This window comes from Microbacterium hydrocarbonoxydans (genome assembly GCF_000956475.1).
GTDB classification, from domain to species: Bacteria; Actinomycetota; Actinomycetes; order Actinomycetales; family Microbacteriaceae; genus Microbacterium; species Microbacterium hydrocarbonoxydans_A.
Window position 1 is genome coordinate 301,853 of record NZ_JYJB01000009.1, and the last position, 13,811, is coordinate 315,663.

A 13,811-nucleotide genomic window follows, 5' to 3' on the forward strand; every position below is an offset into this window, starting at 1 on the left:
CTTCCATCTCGGGAACTTCAGAGCAAAGCCTACATGCTTATGTCTAAAACAGAAATAAGTTAGACATCGCCCGGGTGGGCGCTCTCGATGGTCGGCCGACCGCCCGCGAACCACCGCGGGAAGGTCACGTCGAACAGCTGCTCGCGCGCCAGTTCGGCCCCGCCGCGAAGAGGCTCGCGAACGTCGTTGGCGGAGTTGACGATGCTGAGATCGCGAGTCGCAAGGGGAAGTGAGAGCTCGTAGACCCTCTGCCGCACCTCGGCGAGGAACACCTCGCCGGCGGATGCCACGGCCCCGCCGATCACGATCACGCTGGGGTTGAAGACGTTCACGAGTGTCGCGATCGATTCGCCGGCCACCCGTGCGGAACGCTGGATGAGGGAGATCGCGAGCGCGTCGCCGTCGGTGGCGCCTACAGAGACATGCTCCGGAGTCAGCTGATCGCCCGCGGCCATGATCCGTGCGAGCGCGCCCGACGCTCCGTCGGCCACGGCCGCGGTCGCATCGCGCACCAGGGCCCATCCGCTGGCGACGGCTTCCAGGCAGCCGATCTTTCCGCAACGGCAGGGCTCTTCGGAATCGCGCACCCGCACGTGGCCGATGTCGCCGGCTGCGCCATTCGCGCCGCGATGCACGTGCCCCTGTGACAGGAGGCCCGCGCCGATGCCGGAGCCGATCTTCACGTAGATGAGGTCGAGCTGCGCGACCCCGCGGCGAGCGCGCTCGCCGAACGCCAGGAGGTTCACGTCGTTGTCGACCCAGACGGGCGCCTCGAACCGCTGCTCGAACCGCTTGCGCACGTCGAAGCCGTTCCATCCGGGCATGATGGGCGGCGCAACCGGTCGGCCGCTCTCGAAGTCCACCGGACCGGGGACGCCCACGGTCACGGCCCAGACATCCGCCTCGGGGTTTCGCCCGAGGAGCTCATCGATCATCTCCATGACCGTGTCGAGCGACTCGGCGGGACCGCGCGAGATGTCCCAGGCGCGATGCGTCTGGTCCTGCACGTCGCCGTCGAGCGCCATGATGCCGACGTGGATGTGCAGCGCGCCCAGAGCGCACACGATGATGCGTCCGCGCTCGGAGCGGAACCGCAGGGTCCGCGGGGCGCGGCCGCCTGACGACGGACCGAATTCGCCATCCTCGAGGTAGCCCATCTCGATCGCCTGGTCGACGCGCTGTGTGACCACTCCTCGGCCGAGACCTGTGACCCGCCCGATCTCCGGGCGGGTGGTTGCTTCGCCGGTGCGGACCATGTTCACGATTCGCAGCAGGCTGGTCACTTCGTCGGTCTGAGCGCCGAACCGAAGGGTGGATTCGCTGGCCATGGGTTGATCTTGACACAACTCAGTGCCGCTGATGCGCATATCAGCACCCTCTATAGTTCGATTCACCACCACTTAGGTACGCTTTCATCGTAAGTTCCTCGTGCCTGACATCGGCGTCGGGGGAGCATGGTTCGAAGGAGAGCGGATGCCGCGGGGCGTGGGCGTGATCGGTGCAGGCCCCGGCGTGGCCGCCCTGCACCTCCCGACGATCGCGCGGGTCGCGGACCACTTCAAGATCGTCCACATCGCGGATGCCGGCAGCGGTCGAGCGGAGCATCTCGCCGCGCGCACGGGGGCGGCGCACTCCGCCGGCTCCGCCGCACTGCTCGCGGATCCGCGGGTCGACGTCGTGGCGATCTGCTCCCCGCCTGAGCAGCACGCCGCCCAGGTGATGGCCGCGGTGCGTGCGGGAAAGCGCGCGATCTTCTGCGAGAAGCCGCTCGCGCTCACCCGCGACGAGGCGGATGCCGTGATCCGCACCTGCCGCGACGCCGGCGTCAGCCTGCTCATCGGCACGAACCACCTGTTCGACCCCGCGTGGGGACGCGCCACGCACCATCTGATCGCGAAGGGCGTGCGCGTGCAGACCGTCCGGGTCATGGCGGCCCTCCCGCCGAACGGCCGCTACCATGCCCTGGTCACCGAGCTCGAGCAGGTCCAGGGAGCCCATCCTCGTCCGGACATGAGCGACCCGGATGTGGCCGCCGCGATCGTGCGGCGCCTGCTGCTCGGCCTCGGCGTGCACGATCTGCCGATCGTCCGCGACCTCGCGCCCGCTCTCGAGCGTGTCGTGTACGCCCGGCCGCTCGCGCCCATCGGCTACGCGGTCGGCTTCATCGCCGACGGCGTGCTCGTGCAGCTGAACGCCGTCATGCTGCCCGGTGGCGCCGACGCGCTGTGGCGTCTCACGGTCGGCACCGATTCCGACGAGGTGGATGTGGAGTTCCGCCCCGCCTTCACGCATGACGGCAGCGCCCTCGTGCGGGTGGTCACCGACAGCGGGCGGGTCGTCGAGCATCCTCGCGAGGAGGTTGACGGCTACGTCGCCGAGTGGCGGGCTCTCGCCGCCCTTGTCGACGGCGTCGAGGTCGTCGAGTACGACGCTCTCCTGGCTGACGCGCTCTACGCGATCGACCTCGCGGATGCCGCGGCGGATGCCGTGCGAGTGGGGATGCGCGCATGATCGACGGGCGGGCCGTCGACCAGGGCGCTCGGATCGGCGTGGTGGCGGATGACGCGGACTATCGCGTCGCCGCAGCGGAGCTGCCGGCGAGCGTGCGGCTGGTCGATGAGGCCGACGGTGCGATCGTGGTGATCGCGGGCGATGCTCCCGTGCGTGCCGGATCGGCACCCGTCGCGGTGCTGCTCGCCGATCCGCCGATGACGGGGCGATCAGGGCGTGAGGCGCTGCCGCCCGGCATTCCTGTCATCGTCGATCGCGCGCGCCTGCGTCCGGATGTCGCCGTCGACGTCGGTGCGCGCTCCGACGCCGTGCTCTTCACGGCCGAATGCACCGCGGCCACGGCCCGCGTCGACGAGGCGGTGCGCGATGCCGTCGGATGGCTGCGTGTGATCTCGGGGGGCGAGATCGGTGTCGACGCGGTGCACGCGACGGGCACGGGTGCGATCGCGCTCCTTCGTGCCGCGGGCTGCACCGCGACGGTGTCCGTCACGGTGCTCGCCGACCCGTCTGCGAAGACGCGGCTGCGGGTCCTCGCCGTCGGCCCGGAGCGTGTCGAGGTCACCGTCGACGGGATCGGCGAAGCATCCGTCGCGCTGTCATCGGAAGCGGGCCGTCTGACCTTCCCGACCCGTCGCGAGTCGCGTCGCCGGGTCGCCCTGCGGCGGGCCGTCGAAGCCGCATCGTCGCGTTTCGCGAGCGATCTCGACGACCTCGAGCATGACGAGAGGGTGGCGAGGGAGATCCTGCACGCATATAAACAACCTTTATCTCCAACATAGTCACAATCGGCTTCCCTGATGCGTCGAGGGTCGCGAAAGTAGAAGTGCGGGGCAGTTCCCAGATGGACTCACCGGCCCCTTCCCGAAAGGATCGAAGATGATCAAACTGCTCTCACACCTGTCGTTCGTGTCGATCACGACGCCCGACGTCGAGGCGTCCGTCGAGTTCTACAAGACTCAGGTGGGCCTCACCGAAGTCGCCCGCGAGGACGACCGGGTGTATCTGCGCTGCTGGGGCGATTACTACTCCTACTCCGTCGTCGTCGTCGAGGGGCCCGAGCCGGGCCTGGAGACCATGGCATGGCGCACGTCCAGCGCCGAGGCCCTCGAAGAGGCCGCCAAGCGCGTCGAAGCCGCGGGCATCCAGGGCGAGTGGTTCGACGGCTACAAGATCGGCCGCGCCTACCGCTTCACCGGGCCTCAGGGTCACGAGATGACGCTGCACTGGGATGTCGAGCGTCACCAGGCCGCGGCCGCCGAGGCGTCGATCTACCCCGACCGCCCCGAGAAGCGCAGCAAGGTCGCGGGGGCCCCTCGCCAGCTCGACCACGTCACCATCGCCGCATCCGACGTCGACGCGTTCGTGAAGTGGTACGTCGACGTGCTCGGCTTCCGCTTCATGGCCCGCACCGTGCTCGACGAGGCGCCCATCTCGGTGTTCTCCGTGCTCACGACGAACGAGAAGTCGCACGATCTCGGTGTCGTGCTCGACGGCTCCAGCCGCGCCGGCCGCATCAACCACTACGCCTTCTGGGTCGACACCCGGGAGGAGCTGCTGATCGCCGCAGACACCCTCATGGAGAACGGTGTCCCGATGGAGTACGGACCCAACATCCACGGCATCGGCGAGCAGACGTTCCTCTACTATCGCGAGCCCTCGAGCCTGCGCATCGAGCTGAACACCGGCGGTTACCGCAACTACGTGCCCGACTGGGAGGCTCGCACCTGGAAGCCCTCGCTCGGCTCGAACAACTTCTACCGCAACGGCGCCATGCCGATGTCGATGACGGAGTCGTTCCCTCCGGCCGACGGCCCGAGCGCCACCGAGGAGGGCGTGCCCGACGAGATCAAGGACGCCCTGCTGAACCCGTACGCCAAGCACGGTCAGGGCTGACGAACCCGAGGGTGGGGCATCCGCGCGATGCCCCACCCTCGCACCACTTCTCTCAGACCGATCTCTGCACGAAACCGAGGACACTCCATGACGACGACGTCAGCCGGGCTCACCGCCCCCTTCGCACTCGCCCGCTACCGTGACGGCGACGCCGTGCGCCTCGGTCTCGTGGCAGGCGACCGCATCCGCCCGCTGACCGCCGAGGATCTCGGGGCGTCCGACCTCAACGCCTTCCTCGCCGCCTCCGACTGGGATCGGCTCGCGGCGCTAGTCGGCACCGGCGAGAGTCTGCCGCTCGCGGACGTCGTCCTCACCGCGCCCGTCGAGCCGCGCCAGGTGCTGCAGACCGGCGCCAACTACCGCGAGCACGTGATCGAGCTGGTCGCCGCCGGGCTCACGCAGAACAGCGACCGCACTCCTGAGGAGGCTCGCGCCTTCGCGAGCTCGATGATGGACGAGCGCAAGGCGAACGGCGAGCCCTACTTCTTCATCGGCCTGCCCGCGTGCGTGGTCGGCGACGACGTGCCGCTCGTGCTCCCCGGCTACAGCGAGGTGCACGACTGGGAGCTGGAGCTCGCCGTCGTGATCGGCCGCGAGGCGTTCCAGGTCAGTCGAGAGGATGCTCTCGAACACGTCGCCGGATACACGATCGTCAACGACATCACCACGCGAGATCTCGTCTTCCGCAAGGACATGAAGGAGATCGGCACCGACTGGTACCGTGCCAAGAACGCACCGGGGTTCCTGCCGACCGGGCCCTTCCTGGTTCCCGCGCCCTTCATCGACGGGGCCGACGCCACCGTGCGCCTCGAGCTCAACGGAGAGGTGATGCAGAACTCCTCCACCGCCGACCTGCTGTTCGACATCCCCGCCCTGATCGCCGGCGCCTCGCAGACGATGCCGCTGCTGCCCGGCGACATCCTGCTCACCGGCAGCCCGGCGGGCAACGGCCAGCACTGGAAGCGGTTCCTGCGCGACGGCGATGTCATGACCGGATCGATCAGCGGACTCGGCACGCAGATCGTGCGCTGCGTCGGGGAGGCGTCCTGATGGCCCTTCGACCGGCTCAGGAACCCAGCCCGAGCGAGAGTCCGGCCGATCTCGATCGCGCGAACCCCGAGGCCGAGATCGCCGCCCGCGCAGCGGCGTACCGCAACTGGGGCCGCTGGGGCGAAGACGACGTGCTCGGCACCCTGAACTTCATCGACGCGGCCAAGCGCGTGGAGGCGGCTGCGCTCGTGCGCGACGGCATCGCGGTCTCACTCGCCCAGGCGTTCGACACGGAGGGGCCGCAGAAGGGCTGGCGGCGTCGCACCAACCCGGTGCACACCATGACCGACACGGGCGTCGACGCCGAACGCGGCAACCAGGGCTTCCCGCACGGCATCGGAGGGGCGGATGACGTCATCTCCATGCCTCTGCAGTGCTCTACGCAATGGGACGGTCTCGGCCACATCTTCGACCACGGCAACGCCTGGAACGGACGCAGGGCCGGCGATGTGGTGACCAGCGAGGGCGATCTCGTCACAGGGATCGAGCACGCGGCATCCGTCATCGTCTCCCGCGGCGTGCTGCTCGATGTCGGCCGCCACCTCGAGCCCGAGACGGGCGAGCTCGCCGACGGCCACGCGATCACGGTCGCCGATCTCGAGTCCTGCATCGCGGCGCAGGGCGTCTCGAGCGCGATCGGGCGAGGCGACATCGTGCTCGTGCGCACCGGACAGTACGGGCGCACCCGGCGCGAGGGCTGGGGCGATTACGCGGGCGGCCCCGCCCCCGGCCTCAGCCTCACGACGGCCGGCTGGCTGCATCGCACCGAGATCGCCGCGATCGCCACCGACACCTGGGGCTTCGAAGTGCGCCCGAACGAGTTCGACGTCCCTGCCTTCCAGCCGCTTCACCAGGTCGTGATCCCCAACATCGGCCTCACGATCGGCGAGATGTGGAACCTCGAGGCGCTCGCCGCTGCGTGCGCTGAACGCGGACGCTGGGACTTCCTGCTCTCGGCGGCGCCGCTGCCCATCACCGGGGCCGTCGGCTCGCCGATCAACCCCGTCGCCATCCTCTGACCCACGCAGAACCAAGAGACAGAACAGGGAGGTTCTGACATGACCGCAGTGAACAAGGTCGCGATCGCCGGAAGCGGAGTCGCGGGCCTCGCGGCAGCGATCCAGCTGGCGAAAGCCGGCGTCGAGGTCGACGTCTTCGAATCCAAGGCCGAGCTGAGCGCGCTCGGCTCCGGCATCACGCTGCAGGGCAACGCCCTGCGCGTGTTCGATGCACTCGGCGCGTGGAACGACATCCGCGATGCCGGATTCGCATTTGAAGGCCTGAACCTCCGCGCCCCGGGGCCTGGGGCACCCGTCGTGGCTCAGCTTCCCGACGTCAAGACCGGTGGACCGGACTATCCCTCCGGGATGGGAATGCCGCGCCCCGAGCTCGCCCGCATCCTGCTCGCACACGCCGCGGCGGAGGGCGCGAACGTGCGCTTCGGCGCGCAGGTCACCGGCATCGACACGAACGCCGCCGACGCGGTCGAGGTCTTCGTCGACGGCGAGTCGGCGGGCTCCTACGACCTGCTGATCGGCGCGGACGGGCTCAACTCCACCGTGCGCGGCCTGATCGGCATCGAGACCAAGCCCGAGCCGACCGGCATGGGCATCTGGCGCACCTTCGTCTCGCGCCCGGACGACGTCATGCGCAGCGAGCTCTACTACGGCGGCCCGGTGTACATCGCCGGCTACACGCCGACGGGGGAGAACAGCATGTACGCGTTCCTCGTCGAGAAGGCGCAGGACCGCGTCGGCATCTCGCCCGAGGAGGCGACCCGCATCATGCTCGAGGAGTCGCGCGCCTATGACGGGCCGTGGAACGACATCCGCGCCGACCTCGAAGCCGGCGCGACTGCCAACTACACCTGGTTCACGAAGCACCTCGTCGACGGGGCCTGGAACCGCGGCCGCGTGGTCATCATCGGCGACGCCGCGCACTCCTGCCCTCCCACGATCGCGCAGGGTGCGGCGCAGGGGCTCGAAGACGCTCTCGTGCTCACCGAGCTGCTCACCGGAAAGGATGCCGTCGACCAGTCGCTGTGGGACGAGTTCCACGCCCGACGACTGCCCCGCGCCGCCGCCGTCGTGAACGCCTCGGTGCAGCTCGGCCAGTGGCAGATCGACGGAGACCGGGATGCCGACGCCGGCGGCCTGATCTTCGGCATCGCGCAGCAGATGGCGGTACCGGCATGACCACCGACGTCCACGCCCACCTCCTGCTGCCCGCCCTGCACGCCGAGGTCGAGCGCCGCGCACCCGAGGAGGTCGCCGCGGCGGCCGACCTCGAGCGCCGGCGCAACGGCGTCGAGAGCCTGAAGGCCTCCGGGGCCATGATCGGCGCCCGCATCCCGCAGCTCACCGATGTGCACGCCCGGCTGGCCGCGATGGACGCGCAGGGCGTCGAGAAGCAGTGGGTCAGCGTCTCGCCGAACCACTTCTACCCGTGGGCGAACGAGGGCCTGGCCGGCTGGGTCGCCGGCGAGACGAACCGCCTGATCGCCGAGCACGTCGCGCAGGCGCCCGACCGGCTGATCGGGCTCGGGGCCGTGCCGCTGCAGCATCCGGCCCACATCGTGGAGTACCTCGACGACGCCGTGCTCGGCCGCGGTCTCGCGGGCGTCGAGATCTCGTCGTTCGCGGGTGATGTCGAACTCTCCGACGAGCGGCTCGAGCCGTTCTGGGCGCGCGCGGAGGAGCTGGGCTGCATCGTGTTCCTGCACCCCTTCGGCTGCAGTCTCGACGAGCGGCTCGACCGCTTCTACCTCTCCAATACCGTCGGGCAGCCGACCGAGAACGCGGTGGCGCTCTCGCACCTCATCTTCGCGGGCGTGCTCGACCGGCATCCGGGGCTCAAGATCGTCGCCGCGCACGGCGGCGGGTATCTGCCGTTCGCGATCGGCCGCTCCGACCGCGCGTGGAAGGTGCGACCCGAGGCGCACGGATGCGCGCATGCACCGTCGACGTACCTGAAGAAGCTGTGGTTCGACACGGTCGTGCACGATCCGATCGCGCTGCGGCACCTCGTCGAGGCGGCCGGGGGATCGCGAGTGCTGCTGGGGAGCGACTTCCCCTTCGACATGGGACTCGACGACCCCGTGGCCTTCGTGCACGGCGCCGAGCTGCCGGCCGAGATCACGCAGCGCATCCTCTCGGGCAATGCCGAAGAGCTGCTGAAGACGAAGGTACGGGCATGAGGATCGCCCGCTGGGCCGACGGCAGCGGAACCGGCGAGGGGTTCGTGATCGGCGACCGGGTGGTCGCCTTCCCCGACGGGCTGGCGGTAGCCGATGTGCTGCATCGGGGGCTGACCGGCGCGCACGAGCTGTACGAGCGGGTGACGGATGCCGCGGGTGCGCCGCTCGCGTCGGTCCGCGCCGTGCCGCTGGCCGACGTGCGCCTGCTCGCGCCGCTGGTGCCGGCATCCGTGCGCGACTTCGTCGCGTTCGAGGAGCACGTGGAGGGGGTGAGCGCCGGAGTCGAAGGCAAGAGTGATGTCGCCGCCGAGTGGTACGAGGCCCCGACCTTCTACTTCACCAACCCGCACACGATCTCCGGTCCGGACGACGTGGTGCGGCCCCCGGTGACGGAGAAGCTCGACTTCGAGCTCGAGCTCGCCGTGGTCGTCGGCGGCGACGCCGAGGCGGGGGAGTCGAACCTCGATGCGGAGGCCGCCGCATCCGTGATCTTCGGGTACACGATCATGAACGACTGGTCGGCGCGCGACCTGCAGGCGCGGGAGATGAAGGTGCGCCTGGGCCCGGCGAAGGGCAAGGACTTCGGCACCACGCTCGGCCCCTGGATCGTCACGGCCGACGAGGTCGCACCGTATCTCGACGCCGACGGCTTCCTCGCGCTCCGTGCAGAGGTCTACGTCAACGGCGAGCTGATCGGGGAGGATCTGCTCTCGAACGCCGGCTGGCCGTTCCCCGAGTTCGTCGCCTACGCGTCGCGCAACTCGAGGGTCGTGCCCGGTGACGTGCTCGGCTCGGGCACGGTCGGCAACGGCGGATGCCTGGGCGAGCTGTGGGGGCGCAACCAGGCTCTGACCCCGCCGCCGCTGCGCGAGGGCGACGAGGTGCGGATGGTCATCGAGGGCATCGGCGAGCTCGTGAACCGGGTGGGGGCGGCGATCGCCGCCCCTGAGATTCCCGCCGCGCGCCCGCGTCCCCGGCTGCGTCACCGCGAATCTGCATGACCGATCTGCTGCCGGGTCTCGCCGGTCGCACGATCGTCGTGACCGGAGCCGCCCGCGGACAAGGCGCCGCAGAGGCGCTGCTGCTGGCCGGTCACGGCGCCAGGGTCGTGGCGACCGACATCGCCGATGACGCCCCCGAGCTCTCAGGGCCGGGGGTCGAGTACCGACGGCTCGACGTCACGGTCGAGGATGAATGGCGGGCGCTCGCCGCGGATCTTGCTCGGGAGGAGACGCCGCTGCGGGGCCTGGTCAACAACGCCGGCATCACTCACCGCGCGCGCCTCGGCGACACCGAGCGGGCCGACTGGGACCGAGTCATCGCGGTGAACACGACGGGGCCGATGCTCGGCATCCGCCATCTGGCTCCGCTCATGTCGGTGGGCTCGTCGATCGTGAACGTCGGCTCCTCCGCAGCCCTCACGGCGCACTACACGGCCGCGTACACCACGTCCAAGTGGGCGCTGCGCGGTCTCACGCACGTCGCGGCGAACGAATACGGGCCGCGCGGCATCAGAGTCAACATCGTGCACCCCGGCTTCATCGAGACCGAGATGACGGCGACCGCGCCCCAGGCCATGCGCGCTTCGCAGCTGGAGCTCACTCCGCTGGAGCGGTTCGGGGAGGCGGGGGAGGTGGCACAGGTCGTCGCCTTCCTGCTGTCGGATGCCGCGGCGTACGTCTCGGGTGCGGAGATCCCGATCGACGGAGCGTTCACGGCCGTCGGCGGGGCCAAGCTGCTGAGCGATCGGATCGCACGCGAACTTAAGTAGAAATAAGACTGAAGTTCGCGTAGAATCGACGTGACGTCGAGGTTCGCTGAGCCTGATCCCGCATGCGATGGCGTGTGCGGGGCACACAAGGTCGCGTCGACGGCCCGATCGTTCGGGCACTCAACGGATGACTCTCTCCCCTCTTCGGATGCGCCTTCTGGTCGCCTCTCTGCTCACGGTCGGGCTGCTCGGCGCCCTCGACCACACCATCGTCTCGACCTCTCTCGCCACGATCGCGGGCGACCTCGGCGCGCTGGGACACCTCGGCTGGATCGTGGTCGGCTACACGCTTGCGAGCACCGTGCTGCTTCCGGTGCTGGGCAAGCTCGGCGACATCGTCGGCCCGCGCGGCGTCTTCCTCACGTCTCTCGCCGGGTTCCTGCTCGCCTCCCTCGCCTGCGGATTCGCGCAGGACATGACGACGCTGATCGTGGCCAGGGTGCTGCAGGGCATGACCTCGGCGGGCCTGCAGCTCATGAGCCAGACCATCGTCGCGCACGTCACGACCCCGCGCGAGCGGCCGCGACTCATGAGCATCATCGGCATCGCGTTCCCCGTCGCGATCCTCGTCGGCCCGGTCATCGGCGGACTCATCGCCGATTACTGGGGCTGGCCGTGGCTGTTCTGGATCAACCTGCCGTTCGGCCTTGCGGCGCTCGCGCTCGCGGCATTCGCGGTGCCGCCGATCGAGCATGCACCGCGAGGGCGGTTCGACTTCGCCGGATCCGTCTGCTTCACGGCGCTGCTCGTCGCACTCGTGCTCGCGGTCACCTGGGCGGGCGACGGCGCCGCCGGCGCGGCATCCGCCGTCTGCTTCGCCGTCGCCGCCATGGCGCTCGCCGCCTTCATCCTCGTCGAGCTGCGCGCGGCCGAGCCGATCCTGTCGCTGCGGATCCTCCGCGACCGCACGATCGCGACCGGGATCGCCCTGTCGGCCATCGTCGGCATGGGCCTGTTCGCTATCGTGGCGTATCTGCCGACTTACTTCCAGATGGCGTACCGCACGACCGCGACCGTGTCGGGACTGGTGCCGATCGCGACCGTGTTCGGGATGCTCGTCAGCAACCTGCTCACCGGGTTCCTGGTCGCGCGCTCCGGCCGGTACCGGCTCTACCCGATCGTCGGCTGCGCTCTCGCCGCCGGCGGGCTGCTCGTGATGGCTCTGCTGCCGCTCGGCCTGCCCCTGTGGGTGCCGATGGTCGTGATGGGGGTCGTCGGCGTCGGCATCGGATCGTTCATGAACGTGATCGTCGCCGTGGTGCAGAGCGCGGCGCCCCGCGAGGATCTGGGCAGCGTCACGGCGGCGACGAACGTCGTCCGTCAGGTCGGCTCGACGCTGGGCACGGCGGTGGTCGGCGGCATCGTCGGCGCGGGGGTCGCCGCTCTGCTGCCTGTCGGCGTCGACGCCGGGAGCCTCACCCCGCACGCCGTCCACGGCGCGGACCCTGCACTGCAGGATGCCGTCGCTGCCGCGTATCACGAGGTGTTCGCGCCGATCTTCGTCGCCATCGCCGTGGTCTACGCGATCGGGGTCGCGGTTGCGGTGCTGTTGCCGCACGGGCGGCTCGCCGACCACGCCGACGTCCGCGAGCGCGATGATCAGCGCGATGATCTCAGCGCGACGGCCGGAAGATCCGCATCGACCGGACGGTGACGTCGCGCCAGACGTCGCCGGTGACGTACGGCTCGGCGTCGTACCACGCGCGGAACGAGGCCTCGTCGGCGAAGGCGACGTGCATCGATGATCCGATCATCCGGCCGTCGTCGTCGAGGATCGCCCCGCCGCTGAGCAGCTCGCCGTTCTCGGCGAGCCGCTGCGCCCCGGCGAGGTGCGCGTCCCGAACAGCGAGACGGCGACCGAGGGCGCCGGCATCCGTGCCGTCCCACGCGGTGATGAGGTACTCGACGGGTGCGTCCATAAGACCAGCCTATGATTCCGCGCGCGCTCAGCCTCTGAGAACCTGAGCCGCCTGCCGTGCAGCCCCGAGCGCCACGTACTCTCCGGGCTCCGGCACCTCGACGGGCAGGCCGAGGACCTCGGGCGCGATCGCCCGCACGGCCTCGGACTGCGCTCCGCCGCCGATCAGCAGGGCGCGCTCGAGCGGGATGCCGAGTTCGCGCAGCGCGTCGAGTCCGGCGCCGAGGCCGCGGAGCATGCCCTCGACCGCTGCGCGCGCGAGGTTGGGGCGGGTCGTCGAGGCCAGGGTCATCCCGGTGAGGGACGCCGTGGCATCCGGCAGGTTCGGCGTGCGCTCGCCCTCGAAGTAGGGGACGAGTGTCAGCCCGTCGGCCCCGGCAGGGGCCTGCAGCGCGAGGTCGCTGAACTCGCCGTGGTCGACGCCCAGCAGCGACGCCGTGGCGTCGAGCACCCTGGCGGCGTTCAGCGTCGCGACCAGGGGAAGGAAGTTCCCCGAGGCGTCGGCGAAGCCGGCGACGGTGCCGGAGGGATCGAAGACGGGCGACTCGCTGATGGCGCACACCGTGCCCGAGGTGCCGATCGAGACGACGACGTCGCCGACCACGGCACCCAGTCCGAAAGCGGCGGCGGCGTTGTCGCCGGCGCCTGCCGCGACGCGGCGGCCACGGGCATCCGTCACGCTCTCCTCGTGGCCGAGCACGCGCGGCAGCACCGCGTCGTGACCGAGCGCGGCGATCAGGAGGTCGCGGTCGTACTCGCCGGTTCGGGGGTTCCAGTAGCCGGTACCCGAGGCGTCGGAGCGGTCTGTGACGAGTTCGTCGAGCGCCGGGTTCTCGGGGCCGAACCCGCGCAGCCGCCAGGTCAGCCAGTCGTGCGGCAGCGCGACGGCGGCGACGCGGGCGGCGTTGTCGGGTTCGTGATCGCGCAGCCAGCGCAGCTTCGTGATCGTGAACGATGCGACCGGTACGAGGCCGGTCCGCTCGGCCAGCGCCGCCGCGCCGAACTCGGCGATCAGATCAGCGGCGGCTCCCGCCGAGCGGGTGTCGTTCCAGAGCAGGGCATCGCGGATGACGCGCCCCTCGCCGTCGAGAGCGACCATGCCGTGCTGCTGCCCGCCGATCGACCAGGCCTCGACATCGTCGAGACCGCCCGCCTCGTCGATCGCCGTGTTCAGCGCACGCCACCAGGTCTCGGGGTCGACCGCCGTGCCGTCAGGATGCGACGCCCTGCCGGAGCGCACGACGGCTCCGCTGGACGTGTCGATGACGACCACCTTGCAGGACTGCGTCGACGAGTCGACGCCCAACACGTATGCCATCACGGCATCCTCTCGAATCTGGCGGCACGCAGTCGCGGGGCGCATGTGCGCTTGTGGCTCTGCGTGCGGTGGAAGGTCTTGGTGCGCTTCTGAGCTGCGCGTGCGCTTCTGAGCTGCGGGTGCGCAGGTGATCAGGCCGCGTTCCGTGGCGGGA

The 13,811-nt window shown here is 70.1% G+C and carries 13 protein-coding genes; 10 read left to right on the plus strand and 3 right to left on the minus strand.

Annotation, left to right across the window (positions count from 1 at the left end):
• Positions 1 to 59: 59 nt before the first annotated feature.
• Positions 60 to 1,328 (minus strand): ROK family protein, encoded by a 1,269-nt coding sequence (locus tag RS84_RS10590; protein WP_045257751.1) that lies wholly within the window; start codon positions 1,326 to 1,328, stop codon positions 60 to 62.
• A gap of 100 nt (positions 1,329 to 1,428) precedes the next feature.
• Between RS84_RS10590 and RS84_RS10595 the strand changes: the two genes are divergently transcribed.
• The 10 genes from RS84_RS10595 (at position 1,429) to RS84_RS10640 (ending at position 12,075) form a co-directional block, all read left to right on the plus strand.
• Positions 1,429 to 2,511 carry a Gfo/Idh/MocA family protein gene (locus tag RS84_RS10595; protein WP_235281468.1) on the plus strand — a complete coding sequence of 361 codons (1,083 nt, stop codon included), beginning with the start codon at positions 1,429 to 1,431 and terminating at the stop codon, positions 2,509 to 2,511.
• Complete coding sequence (locus RS84_RS10600; protein ID WP_052676325.1) at positions 2,508 to 3,290, plus strand: hypothetical protein; 783 nt, start codon at positions 2,508 to 2,510, stop codon at positions 3,288 to 3,290. The genes RS84_RS10595 and RS84_RS10600 overlap by 4 nt, the downstream gene beginning before the upstream one ends.
• Before the next feature lie 97 nt (positions 3,291 to 3,387).
• Positions 3,388 to 4,404 (plus strand): VOC family protein, encoded by a 1,017-nt coding sequence (locus RS84_RS10605; protein ID WP_045257753.1) that lies wholly within the window; start codon positions 3,388 to 3,390, stop codon positions 4,402 to 4,404.
• 87 nt (positions 4,405 to 4,491) lie between these two features.
• A complete protein-coding gene (locus RS84_RS10610) occupies positions 4,492 to 5,454 on the plus strand; it encodes a fumarylacetoacetate hydrolase family protein (protein ID WP_045257754.1) in 963 nt (320 codons plus the stop codon).
• On the plus strand, positions 5,454 to 6,473 hold the full coding sequence (locus RS84_RS10615; RefSeq protein ID WP_045257755.1) for a cyclase family protein: 1,020 nt from the start codon (positions 5,454 to 5,456) through the stop codon (positions 6,471 to 6,473). The genes RS84_RS10610 and RS84_RS10615 overlap by 1 nt, the downstream gene beginning before the upstream one ends.
• Positions 6,474 to 6,512: 39 nt before the next feature.
• The gene (locus RS84_RS10620; RefSeq protein WP_045257756.1) at positions 6,513 to 7,649 is read left to right on the plus strand and encodes an FAD-dependent monooxygenase; all 1,137 of its coding nucleotides are present in this window, start codon (positions 6,513 to 6,515) and stop codon (positions 7,647 to 7,649) included.
• Positions 7,646 to 8,650 (plus strand): amidohydrolase family protein, encoded by a 1,005-nt coding sequence (locus RS84_RS10625; RefSeq protein WP_045257757.1) that lies wholly within the window; start codon positions 7,646 to 7,648, stop codon positions 8,648 to 8,650. The genes RS84_RS10620 and RS84_RS10625 overlap by 4 nt, the downstream gene beginning before the upstream one ends.
• A complete protein-coding gene (locus RS84_RS10630) occupies positions 8,647 to 9,651 on the plus strand; it encodes a fumarylacetoacetate hydrolase family protein (protein ID WP_045257758.1) in 1,005 nt (334 codons plus the stop codon). Before RS84_RS10625 ends, RS84_RS10630 begins: the two co-directional genes overlap by 4 nt.
• Positions 9,648 to 10,421 (plus strand): SDR family NAD(P)-dependent oxidoreductase, encoded by a 774-nt coding sequence (locus tag RS84_RS10635; RefSeq protein WP_045257759.1) that lies wholly within the window; start codon positions 9,648 to 9,650, stop codon positions 10,419 to 10,421. Before RS84_RS10630 ends, RS84_RS10635 begins: the two co-directional genes overlap by 4 nt.
• A 148-nt stretch (positions 10,422 to 10,569) precedes the next feature.
• Complete coding sequence (locus RS84_RS10640; protein WP_235281469.1) at positions 10,570 to 12,075, plus strand: MFS transporter; 1,506 nt, start codon at positions 10,570 to 10,572, stop codon at positions 12,073 to 12,075.
• On the opposite strand, the gene RS84_RS10645 is transcribed toward RS84_RS10640, so the two are convergent.
• Both RS84_RS10645 and xylB read right to left on the minus strand, forming a co-directional pair.
• The gene (locus tag RS84_RS10645; RefSeq protein ID WP_045257761.1) at positions 12,035 to 12,340 is read right to left on the minus strand and encodes a YciI family protein; all 306 of its coding nucleotides are present in this window, start codon (positions 12,338 to 12,340) and stop codon (positions 12,035 to 12,037) included. The genes RS84_RS10640 and RS84_RS10645 overlap by 41 nt on opposite strands.
• 27 nt (positions 12,341 to 12,367) lie before the next feature.
• Entirely contained in the window at positions 12,368 to 13,657 is a 1,290-nt protein-coding gene (gene xylB, locus RS84_RS10650; protein WP_045257762.1) for a xylulokinase, read from the minus strand.
• Positions 13,658 to 13,811 lie beyond the last annotated feature (154 nt).

What these genes read in the sequence shown, in the direction of transcription:
- RS84_RS10590 (WP_045257751.1), bottom strand. Translation starts at nt 1,328, where the DNA reads ATGGCCAGCGAATCCACCCTTCGGTTCGGCGCTCAGACCGACGAAGTG.
- RS84_RS10600 (WP_052676325.1), top strand. Translation starts at nt 2,508, where the DNA reads ATGATCGACGGGCGGGCCGTCGACCAGGGCGCTCGGATCGGCGTGGTG.
- RS84_RS10605 (WP_045257753.1), top strand. Translation starts at nt 3,388, where the DNA reads ATGATCAAACTGCTCTCACACCTGTCGTTCGTGTCGATCACGACGCCC.
- RS84_RS10610 (WP_045257754.1), top strand. Translation starts at nt 4,492, where the DNA reads ATGACGACGACGTCAGCCGGGCTCACCGCCCCCTTCGCACTCGCCCGC.
- RS84_RS10615 (WP_045257755.1), top strand. Translation starts at nt 5,454, where the DNA reads ATGGCCCTTCGACCGGCTCAGGAACCCAGCCCGAGCGAGAGTCCGGCC.
- RS84_RS10620 (WP_045257756.1), top strand. Translation starts at nt 6,513, where the DNA reads ATGACCGCAGTGAACAAGGTCGCGATCGCCGGAAGCGGAGTCGCGGGC.
- RS84_RS10625 (WP_045257757.1), top strand. Translation starts at nt 7,646, where the DNA reads ATGACCACCGACGTCCACGCCCACCTCCTGCTGCCCGCCCTGCACGCC.
- RS84_RS10630 (WP_045257758.1), top strand. Translation starts at nt 8,647, where the DNA reads ATGAGGATCGCCCGCTGGGCCGACGGCAGCGGAACCGGCGAGGGGTTC.
- RS84_RS10635 (WP_045257759.1), top strand. Translation starts at nt 9,648, where the DNA reads ATGACCGATCTGCTGCCGGGTCTCGCCGGTCGCACGATCGTCGTGACC.
- RS84_RS10640 (WP_235281469.1), top strand. Translation starts at nt 10,570, where the DNA reads ATGCGCCTTCTGGTCGCCTCTCTGCTCACGGTCGGGCTGCTCGGCGCC.
- RS84_RS10645 (WP_045257761.1), bottom strand. Translation starts at nt 12,340, where the DNA reads ATGGACGCACCCGTCGAGTACCTCATCACCGCGTGGGACGGCACGGAT.
- xylB (WP_045257762.1), bottom strand. Translation starts at nt 13,657, where the DNA reads ATGGCATACGTGTTGGGCGTCGACTCGTCGACGCAGTCCTGCAAGGTG.